This is a genomic window from Caballeronia sp. M23-90 (assembly GCF_053574605.1).
The window spans coordinates 1-800 of record NZ_JBSIPA010000929.1 but is presented as its reverse complement, the minus strand read 5'-3'; the positions used below and the strand labels follow the sequence as shown (position 1 = coordinate 800).

General features: G+C 62.1%; 1 protein-coding gene. It reads right to left on the bottom strand.

Translation table 11 applies throughout. From position 1 onward, the window contains the following. A partial coding sequence (locus tag ACRXB1_RS37065) for an FGGY family carbohydrate kinase (protein WP_449494909.1) occupies positions 1-638 on the bottom strand: 638 nt, incomplete at its 3' end. Between the last annotated feature and the right edge of the window lie 162 nt (positions 639-800).

The window sequence follows — 800 nt, the reverse complement described above, 5'->3', positions numbered from 1 at the left end:
TTGCCCGACGGTTCGCTGCCTTCGGCAAGCGCCGGCATCTGCGCGCGCGTCATGCTGCATGCGGCGAGCAGTTCGTCGGACCAGTCGCGGCGTGCGACATCGAGCCACAACGTGCCCGCTGCATCCGATGGATCGGACACTTTCGTGCCCGTCAGATGCAGGCGCAGGTAATCTTTCGGCAACAACACGCAAGCCGTCCGGTTGAAGATATCCGGCTCGTTATGCTTCACCCAAAGCAGTTTGGGCGCGGTGAAGCCGGGCATCGCGAGATTGCCGGCAATGCGATGCAACTCCGTCGCGGTTTGCGTGAGTTCGTCGCATTCCTTGTCACTGCGCATGTCGTTCCAGAGAATCGCCGGACGCAGCACGCGATCCTCGGAATCGAGCAGCACCGCACCGTGCATCTGTCCCGACAAACCAATACCGCGAATCTGCGCGAACTCTTGCGGGAATTTGTCGCGCAAGGCGAAGAGGGCAGCGCGCGTGCCGTCCCACCAGTCGAGCGGATTCTGCTCCGACCAGCGGGGTTTCGGACGCGATACGGTGAACGGCGTACCCGCCGTGCCGATGACGCTGCCATCGCTTGCAAGCAGCAGGACTTTTACTTCGGAGGTGCCGAGATCGATGCCTAAATACATGGACGAACCCTTGATGAAGGCTTGAAGCGGAGAAAACCGGAGGCGCTAATGTAGCGCCGCTGCCGGCGTTACGCCATTGGCATAACACCGGACGGCGGTCACGAGATGCAGGAGGCTCAGGCGCGCTTGGCCGCGTCAATGCCTGGCTCGCCAAGCGCGCCA